Source organism: Microcoleus sp. Pol12B3, assembly GCF_036701355.1.
In the GTDB taxonomy this organism is placed as follows: domain Bacteria; phylum Cyanobacteriota; class Cyanobacteriia; order Cyanobacteriales; family Microcoleaceae; genus Microcoleus.
Map to the genome: position 1 here is coordinate 1 of NZ_JAUBQS010000109.1, position 9,332 is coordinate 9,332.

Consider the following 9,332-nt stretch of genomic DNA (forward strand, 5'->3'; position numbering starts at 1 on the left):
TTCCCTAACTGGTTAACGATTTTTTTTCATTTTACCTCATTTTTTAAAAGTCTCATACTTATTTGAAATGACTATAATCTCTGTACAGCGAATACCGAAATGGCTGCGATTTTCGCGCGATCTCAACCACAATATTTTGAGAAAAATGAAGCTTTTAGTATGGGCTTAGCTTGGCTAATTTCGACTCTACCGAATCGGCAAGTATTGTATTTGCATAACGGTAGTAGTGGCGACTATACGAGCTTCATAGGTTTGGACAAAAGCGAGCAAACAGGAGTAGCTATCCTCTAGAATTATAGTGACGCAGCAAATGATGGTTTCTCGGTGACTGAAACGGCAATAACGATATTAATGTAATTAGCTTCGCCGTAGAGACAGCTAATACATGGACCGCCAATATAAAAAATAGTTTAATGCGTTACTGGTAGGTCAATACGCTTGGGATAAGACACTCATGGAGACAAAACACTGTGAAAAATAAATAGATACTGCGAAGGCGCGTGCCTGGCCGAAGGGCTTATGCTTCGCCCAAAGCTCTCTTCGGATAAAAAAAATTAACTGAACCGTATTGACTGGTAGGTAGGGGTTGAGGTGCGTAATACACGCCCTACATTATGAGTTTGTGAGTAAGCCCTATTAGCATACAATCCTAACTACTATTCTCTAAGATAAAGAGTATTCAAATTGATTGATAATTGTTGCCGGAACCGTAACTCTTATTTTAAGCAACCTCTACTATGATCTGTCGCACCGGAATCTGTACGACAAACTCAGTGCCCTTCTCCAGAGTGGAATCACACTCAATTTTGCCACCGTGTTTTTCAGTGACGATTTGATGACTGATCGACAGTCCCAAACCAATGCCTTTCCCCGCGGGTTTGGTGGTGAAGAACGGATCGAATAGTTTAGAGCGAATGAGTTCCGGGATACCGACTCCATTATCGGCAATGCTAATCACGATCGAGTTAGCACTAGCGATCGAGGTGCTGATGGTAATGGTAGGTTGTTGGTTATCCCTGACACCTGATGTCTGCAAGGCATCGATCGCATTACTGAGGATATTCATGAATACCTGGTTGAGTTGACTGGGGTGGCATTCGACCTCCGGTAATTGCCCGTAATTTTTGATGACTTCGATGGCCGGAAAATCTGGTCTGGCTTTCAGACGGTGTTGCAAAATCAACAGAGTGCTGTCGATACCGGCATGGATATCAACGGGTTTGCAATCGGCTTCATCGAGGCGGGAGAAGTTGCGCAGGGAGAGCACCAGTTGGCCAATCCGATCGCTCCCCATTTTCATCGAACCCAGTATCTTCCACAAATCTTCTTGCAAAAATTCCAGATCCAGGTATTCTGCCCGCTCTCGGATTTCTGCTACCGGATTGGGATAGTGCTTCTGGTACAATTGCACCAAGTCCAGCAGATCCTGAGTGTATTGTTTGACATAGTTCAGGTTGCCTTGAATGAAATTCACCGGGTTGTTGATTTCGTGTGCCACTCCCGCCACCAATTGGGCTAGGGCAGACATTTTTTCACCTTGCACTAGATGCACTTGGGCTTGCTTGAAACTTTCTAAGGCTTGGTTGAGTTCGTTGGTGCGCTGTTCCATGATCCGGGTGGCATTCCGCAGTTGGAGATGCACCCGAATCCGTGCCAAGACTTCTTCATGCTGAATCGGCTTGGTGATGTAGTCCACCGCACCCAGGCTCAGCCCTTTGACCTGATCCACCGAGTCGGAGAGGGCGGTCATGAAAATAACTGGAATATCGCGAGTGGCGGGATTAGCTTTGAGCCGCTGACAGGTTTCAAAGCCATCGATCCCTGGCATCATCACATCCAGCAAAATCAAATTGGGCTCAGACAATTGCACTCGTTGCAGGGCAGTTTCACCATTTTTGGCGATCGCCACCCGGTAGCCCTGTTCGCTCAACACATCAAACAATACTTGCAGATTAGTTGGGGTATCATCTACGACTAAGATCGTGTTTTCTTGAGATATAGAATAGACTGACATCAGCAAACTCCTAAATATATTCAAGGCATGAATGGCTAATAGTAGATCGATAAAGTTGCTAAACCCGTGGCTCGATTAGATGCAGAATAGCTTCCTCATCAAACTGTTGACTTAGTTCTAGAACTCGGTTCGCAAAGGCAATATATTCTGGCGCTAATTTCTTTAAGCGATGGGCTTCCTGCTGGATATCGGTCATAAAACCACCCTGAGCGGCAGTATAGAGGGTTGCCAGTTCAGCAGCAGGCGGTATTAAGATGCTAACCTCATCGGCGTTGCTGACAGCGGATTGAGTCGCCTCTGTTTCGGTTTCGTAAATCCACTGCAATTCTAAATATCGCTGCAATTCGGCAAGCAACCCAGTAAACTCGATCGGTTTGGGGAAAAAGCTATTGCACCCAGCATCCAGACTTTCCTGTACATCCACCTGAGACAGAGTAGCAGGGGAGGCAACGATCGGAGTTTGCGCAAAGTCTGGCAATTGTCGCAGGCGACGGGTCATTTCTAAGCCATCCATAATCGCCATATGTACATCGGTAATAATCAAGTCGGGTCGCGTCTGGATAGTGGCATCAAAACCCGCCTGCCCATTATCAGCTTCTATCAGCTTGAAGCCCAGCGGTTCCAACATATTCACTGCCACCAGACGGTTTTCTTGGCGATCGTCAATGACCAGAATTTTGCGTCGTTCGCCCTGATAGCCAATAACCTTGTGGTTGGCGATCGCATTTTGTGTTGTCCAATCCGATGCTGGAAGCAAGTCGATCTCAAACCAAAAACTGCTACCCTGGCCCATTACACTCTCGACGTGAATTTCGCTGTCCATCTTCTGGATGATTTGTTGACCGATGGCAAGTCCTAGTCCAGTGCCTTCGATGTTGCGATCGCGTTTCCCGGCCTGCTCAAAGGGTAAGAAAATCGTGGATAGTTTTTCTGGGGCAATGCCAATGCCAGTGTCTTTAATTTGAAAGCGAATTCTGGAAAGTTTTGAGTTTTGAGTTTTGAGTTCTGAGTTTGAGTCTTCTGATTCCACCGCTTCTACCCGAAACGTGACGGTACCAAAATCGGTAAATTTGACCGCATTGCTGAGCAGGTTGAGCAACACTTGCCGCAGGCGTTTGTCGTCAGCATGGACGGCAGTGGGCAGGTTGCTCGCGGGCTGGTAATGAAACTCTACGCCTTTTTGCACTGCCTTGACGCGGCAAATATCCACAGTAGAAGAGAGGAAGTTAGCCAGATGGAAATCCTGGGGATAGAGTTCCATCTTTTGCACCTCCAGCTTGGACAGATCCAGAATGTCGTTGATCAGGGTGAGTAAATGGGAACCGCATTGATAAATCACCCCCAATCCTTTCATCTGTTTGGCGGTGGTGGCGGGGTCGCGCTGGAGGATTTGGGTATAGCCGAGGATGCCGTTGAGCGGGGTACGGAGTTCGTGGTTCATGTTGGCAAGAAACTCGCTCTTGGTGCGGTTGGCAGCTTCGGCTGCTTCTTTTGCCCGCAATATTTGTAGTTCTACGGACTTGCGATCGCTAATATCGCGGCACACAACAACTCCCCCTTTCAATGCACCACTGGCATCTCTCAGAGGTCTGCTACTAGCTGTCAGCCACAAGCCCTTTGCGGCCTGGCGATGACGAGTAAAGATTTCCATATTGTCTACCTGCTCACCCCGAACAGCCCGCACTAAGGGAATTTGCTCTGTTGGAAGCGGAGTTACCCCATCGGCATGAAACAGTCCATATTGCTCCGACCATTCTTCCGGCTGGCTGTCGGGTATTTTGCCAAACATCTGCTCGGCAGCGGGGTTAAACACCAGGAATCGACCGTTTTCATCGAGAACGAGCACGCCATCGCTCATGCTGTTGAGGATTAGTTGTAACAGGCCAGTCTGGTTTTGAAACGTCTGGTTACTTTGCTGAAGGTCGGTTTCGGCTTGATTCCGCTTCAGGATTTCACGGCAAATCAGGCGGTAAGTCCACAGAATAATTCCTAGGTTGAGGGCGATGCCCACCAGAAATGCCATCATTGCCAGAATTGTTGTGTGGGTGGCAGCTTGCTGTTTCTGCCGCCACCCTACGATTTCGATCGCTTCGATCTGCTGGGTCAGCAGCGTAATCTCGTCGAGCAGTCGTGGGGGGGTGCGATCGATCGCCGCCGCCACCCCTTTGGTGTCCCGGAGTTCCACGCCTTGCCGGAGTTCCCCCACGCGACGCAGGATAAATTCTTCCAGGCGCTTGGTGGCTGCTTGTTGGCGGGGATCGTTCTCTACCAAGCTTTGCAATTGTCGCAATTCTTGATCGACATCGATCGTCCGAAGCCCAAATTTCCTGAAGTCATTTTTGTTTTGGGCGAGCAGGTATTGCCGCTGGATCTTTTCAGCATCCTGAAATGCACTGGTCAACGCTTCCAAACTATTGAGCGCTTTTAGATGTGTGGCGATCTGGCGGTTAGTTTCTAAGGTGCGGTTAGCGCTCCAAAATGCGATTCCACTCACTGCTAATGCCAGGAAAGTGGCTGCTCCCAGGCTCCCGGCAACGGTTTTGAGAAAATTAGAGGGTTGTTTCATCATGTCTGTCTCGTGCTTAGTTTCGTCGATCTAAGACCGCAGAGGGCGGAGTCCAAATTTTTGAAATACTGCCATTGCCCGATCGCTGCTTACAAAGTCCAGATACGCCTGCATTTCCTGGAGATGGGGAGAGGTTTTAACCACAGCCGCACCGGAGTGAATTGGCTCATAGAGGTCTGGCGATACGGTGGCTAATACCTTGACCTTGGCAAAGCCTTTGGCTTCTGGCAGAAAGGTAATGCCCACCTCTGCCTCTCCCTGCTCGACGGCTCGCAAGACTTCCCGCACATCCACTTTTGCCCAGACTGCCTTGGACTCCACTGCCTGAAGGATGCCTAACCGACTCAGAATGGGGTGGGTATATCTGCCAACCGTCAGGTCTTTGTTGCCAATTGCCACTGTTTTGAGGCGATCGCTCGCTAACTCGTGCAAATCATTCAGTTGCACCGCAGAATCAGTCGCTGCAATCACCACAATATCGGTGGTCACTAAGTCCCGACGGCTTTCGGGCAGAATCAGCCCTTGGGCTTGCAGCGCATCCAGCGCGGAAATCTCTGATAACAAAACCCCATCAAAAGGTTCTCCCTGCTCAACGGCTGCCCGGATTACGCTTGTTCCGGCAAAGGTCGGATTCAACCAGATATTGGGGTGTTCCTGCTGATAGAGTCGATCGATTTCCTCCACGGCTGTGCGAACCATGCCTGACGCAGCAACATTGAGCGTCACCGCCTGGATTTGGGGTGGGGAGGAGCAACTGCCCAGCCAGAGGGTGAGCGTCAAGGAGAGGAAGCACAATGTCAGCCGTCGGAGGAGTTTCATATCAGGTTTCCTGAGATTTCAGTTTCTAAGCCTTGGATGGGGCTGTAGATTTCGGAACAGTAACTACAGCGACTCTCGGTTGTCTCTAATATAAAGTCTCTAATATAATTTCTTGGCAATGATACAAACCATTCCATTAATCATCTCGTTCTGAAGTACCTGTAAACCTATTTCAGATAGCCGATCGCACAACCAATTTTTATTGAGCCTCAGTTTTTGGTAAGAACTGGCACTGAATGACCACCTATCGCCCTGTTTTTGATAGAGTAAGTCATGGACTGCTACGCTGTTTTCCTGATACTCCAAGAAACAAGTGAGGATTGTAAGTTCATCACTTTGTACAGGAATAAAACGCTGAGTTCCATGAAGCTCTGCTGAAACATAGTCGCGGAAAGTTAAAATCAACATCCCATTCTCAATCAGCGAGCGCTCAATGTCCAAAAGTAATGAATCGACAGCACTCAATGATTCTAGGTGTGTAAGTGTGTCGCCCATGCAAACAATGAGCTGCGCCTGTTCCTGAATATGTTGCGAGAAATTAAGCAGATCGTCGTGAATGGTATGGATGGAAAGATGTTTAGCGCGATCGCGTAACTCTGAAAGTAGGGCATTACAGAAATCTATAGCTACTACGGAAAAGCCTAATTTCGCTAAAGGAATAGATTGAAATCCTGAGCCTGCACCTAAATCAATGGCTAATCCTCGCGGTGCGGAGTCGAGTCCCAATTGACAAAAAAGAGCGTGATTTCGTTCGATCGCTTCTTCAGGATTTCCTGACATCCAACTGTAAACGGCAGCAAGTTGCTGGTTATAGTGGTCTTGTGCTGTGTTCATTATTATGCTAAGTTCGATGACTCCTTGAAAAGGAGCAAAATCATTCAACCAGATGGAAACTAAACTACCACTGCCACCTTTTACGCGGGAACCTGCTAAAACTAAAGTTCAAATCGCAGAAGATGACTGGAATAGTCGCGATCCAAAACGAGTAGCTTTAGCTTACACCGAAGATTCGCCGTGGCGTAACCCTATCTAATTTTTCAGTGGAAGGTAACAAACTAAGGGTTTCTTAAAACGAAAGTGGGCACAAGAACTAGACTACTGTTTGAAAAATGAACTGTGGAGTTTTACAAAGAAGCTGATTTCTGTGCGCTTTGAATAGCAGTGGCATGAAGGTCAGAGTGCGGATTTCTTCCTTGAAATAATCCCCAAATATCGAAGGAAGAGGGAAAGGGGAAGAGCTGAAAGGGTGACAAAAATGGCTGCAAGACAGTTATGCTCAGCTTTACCACCCTTTTACCTCTTTGATAATTTGACAGTTTATTGGGTGTCAACTAATATATTCTCTAACTTTTTCTTGACAAATATCCATAAAAGTTAGCCAATTTTATGCCCGCCTACCCACTTGAAATGTACTGTGCAAACGATAAATACGTTTGGGTTGTTTGGGACTAGCTACATATTTTTGCGATGCCACTTTTTTGACTAATCTTCCTTCAATAATTGTCTCTGTATAAGCGATGCTTAATAACCAAATTAAGGTCAATATCCTGGGTTCTGATACTTGGGTCTCTTCACTGTTATAGCTACCGTTTTTATAATCTCTAAACATTTCTTCTATATCAAATATTTGTTTATAAGTGCTTAGAGCAGCTTTTAAGGTTTTCAATTTAGTTAATATAAACCATGCTTCTTTGACTGTGACTCCGCCATATTTTCCTTTCTATTTACAAGCGACATTAGCTTTAAATCCTTTAAATTTTGCTTGCGGGTGACAACCCCGCCCAAAAGCCAGACAGGGCAAAGATTTGACTCACCTGTGTAAAAAAAAGATAGGTCAAGCTAAAGTTACACTCGATCTATGCCAAAAATATGTTACCTAGATTCTATCAGACTCACTTCCAAAGAGAACTAACCCCCTCTCAATTTTTAGTTATAGAAATAGTGCTCAATCTCTTAACATCAGAAAAACAGGTGAGATTAGAACGACTTGATCGCGTATTTCCGTACCCCATTACCACGCTCAAGTCGTCGCCGCAAGTTACAAAGATTTTTAGATTTACCCCAGCTTACCTTAACCGATCTGTGGTTTCCGCTAATTACCTATTGGTTGACAAATTATTGCCAACCCGGACAGAAATTATCGATCGCGATCGATGCGAAGCCAATGGGGATGTATCAATCTGTTTATGATTAATCTGATATGTCCGCGAAGAGCAATCCCCTTATCTTGGTCCCTGTTACCAAAACGAGGTAGCAGTAATATCAATGAGCAGAGCGCCGTCATCTCAACTATTTTACCCTTATTTAAAGATTATCAGCTCGTGGTTAGGCGATGCCTGAATTCTGTTCAATAGATTTGGTCAACTGGCTGAGAGAGCAAGATGTGTATTTTTGCTTACAACTCAAACGAAATCATTGTATCGAAACCGAAAATATGCTGCAGGCTACGGTTAGATGAGTTAGGGACACGCGCGGAACATCTCTATACTTTCAAGGTGTAAAAGTTAGAAAGACTAAGCCACTTGCAGGATTTGATATTGACTGCAAATGGAAAAGTAATTATCAAGGATGGACAGTTAACGAGGCGTGGTTTCTTCTAACTAACTTAGGTAGTTTACCGGAAGCTATAGCTGCTTATAAGCAACGGATGGGAATTGAGGAAATGTTCCGTGATTGCAAAACATAAGGCTATAATTTACAGGGTACAGGGTTAATAGAAGACAGATTATTTAAAATGATACTATTGATTAAAATTGCCTATATTCGCGACATTATTGAAGGTACTATAGTCAAAATGAAGCATTTACCAAAGTATATTTTTTGCATCAAGGAACCCCAAAAAACTTATCGCATACGCAGTAAATTTGAGAGTGGGAATGATAGCCAACAGTGGGTTAATTATATTGAAAAATATGCTGAACCTGTGGAAGAGTTAATGAAGTTAACTCCTAATAAGCATCACTTTTATCAAAAAGGTCTCAGGACTAGAACTTTGCTCAGGCAAGGTTTCTAGCTATATTTGTCACCCCCAGGATCGCAGCAGTTGCCCTTAATTTGATGAATCCTCACCGTTTAAGAGATTGGTTGACTCATTGCTGCTACTGTACCTCACAGCATCGGCAAGTGCTGTAAATTCCGTGCGATCGCGGATGGCAGCGCTGCAGAAATAGGGGAAACTGATAGATAGGTTAAATAAAAATGAGCGAAATAAACAAGGTCGCTGGCAGTTTCAGAAGCTCTGAATCCAAGGCTGTATCTACCCCTAAACTCGCTTTTGGAGGGCGCCATATGTTGGCTTCTTTAAGGGAAACCACTCGATTCTCGGAATACGAAAATTCCCCATCCAAAAGCTTTGTATTCAAGGAATCCAGCATCAATGAAGGTGAATATTTTGTTGCCAAAATTTTGGCTGGGGAATCTGACTGCATCGAGAAAATTACCTCGGTACTTCAAAAATCTGGCTCTATCCTGAGAGATTGATAAAGTTTACAGAACTTCTGACGACGGCTCATATCAACTGTAATTAGGCTATGTTATCCTCAGTTGGGATTACCTTAATCCATACAAAAGTTAATTGCTCAAATCGCACAGTTATCAAATAAAATTGAAGAGATAACTCCGGGGCGTATCTACCAATAATGCCCTTAATGGAGTCTCCAAAATGAGTTCTACATTCACTCAAGTTAACTCGCAATCTTCTTTTGAAAAACGGCCACTGCGCTCCTTAGTCTTCATTGACTCCGGCGTGGAAGATTACGAGTCACTTACAGCGGGAGTGCTGCCCGGACAGCAGGTAGTAATACTCGACAGCACCAAAAACGGCATCGAACAAATCACCTCGGAGATGGAAAAATATGCCTCTACTAACGGGGCGATAGACTCGGTTCACATTATTTCTCACGGCAGTTCTGGCAGCCTACAATTAGGCAATAC

The 9,332-nt window shown here is 45.5% G+C and carries 9 protein-coding genes and 1 pseudogene; 5 read left to right on the top strand and 5 right to left on the bottom strand.

The genetic code is table 11. The features are described 5' to 3' along the window. The first annotated feature begins 99 nt into the window (after positions 1-99). On the top strand, positions 100-291 hold the full coding sequence (locus QUA53_RS27900; RefSeq protein WP_333101015.1) for a hypothetical protein: 192 nt from the start codon (positions 100-102) through the stop codon (positions 289-291). Between the two features lie 430 nt (positions 292-721). Here QUA53_RS27900 and QUA53_RS27905 read toward each other — a convergent pair whose 3' ends face one another. From QUA53_RS27905 to QUA53_RS27920, 4 genes are all read right to left on the bottom strand, one after another. Then, positions 722-2,014 carry a response regulator gene (locus QUA53_RS27905; protein WP_333101016.1) on the bottom strand — a complete coding sequence of 431 codons (1,293 nt, stop codon included), beginning with the start codon at positions 2,012-2,014 and terminating at the stop codon, positions 722-724. 58 nt (positions 2,015-2,072) lie between these two features. After that, entirely contained in the window at positions 2,073-4,583 is a 2,511-nt protein-coding gene (locus QUA53_RS27910; RefSeq protein ID WP_333101017.1) for an ATP-binding protein, read from the bottom strand. Positions 4,584-4,610: 27 nt separating this feature from the next. Then, entirely contained in the window at positions 4,611-5,399 is a 789-nt protein-coding gene (modA, locus tag QUA53_RS27915; protein WP_333101018.1) for a molybdate ABC transporter substrate-binding protein, read from the bottom strand. A 99-nt stretch (positions 5,400-5,498) separates the two neighbouring features. Then, entirely contained in the window at positions 5,499-6,233 is a 735-nt protein-coding gene (locus QUA53_RS27920) for a methyltransferase domain-containing protein (protein WP_333101019.1), read from the bottom strand. A 52-nt stretch (positions 6,234-6,285) separates the two neighbouring features. On the opposite strand from QUA53_RS27920, the pseudogene QUA53_RS27925 reads away from it, so the two are divergent. Continuing rightward, a pseudogene (locus tag QUA53_RS27925) lies at positions 6,286-6,558 on the top strand (DUF1348 family protein). 225 nt (positions 6,559-6,783) lie between these two features. Here QUA53_RS27925 and QUA53_RS27930 read toward each other — a convergent pair. Further along, positions 6,784-7,065, bottom strand: a complete 282-nt coding sequence (locus QUA53_RS27930; protein ID WP_333101020.1) for a hypothetical protein — start codon at positions 7,063-7,065, stop codon at positions 6,784-6,786. A gap of 1,068 nt (positions 7,066-8,133) precedes the next feature. On the opposite strand from QUA53_RS27930, the gene QUA53_RS27935 reads away from it, so the two are divergent. The 3 genes from QUA53_RS27935 to QUA53_RS27945 form a co-directional block, all read left to right on the top strand. Further along, positions 8,134-8,412 carry a hypothetical protein gene (locus QUA53_RS27935; protein WP_333101021.1) on the top strand — a complete coding sequence of 93 codons (279 nt, stop codon included), beginning with the start codon at positions 8,134-8,136 and terminating at the stop codon, positions 8,410-8,412. 275 nt (positions 8,413-8,687) lie between these two features. Continuing rightward, on the top strand, positions 8,688-8,879 hold the full coding sequence (locus QUA53_RS27940; protein WP_333249247.1) for a hypothetical protein: 192 nt from the start codon (positions 8,688-8,690) through the stop codon (positions 8,877-8,879). A gap of 181 nt (positions 8,880-9,060) precedes the next feature. Beyond that, a partial coding sequence (locus QUA53_RS27945) for a DUF4347 domain-containing protein (RefSeq protein ID WP_333249250.1) occupies positions 9,061-9,332 on the top strand: 272 nt, incomplete at its 3' end.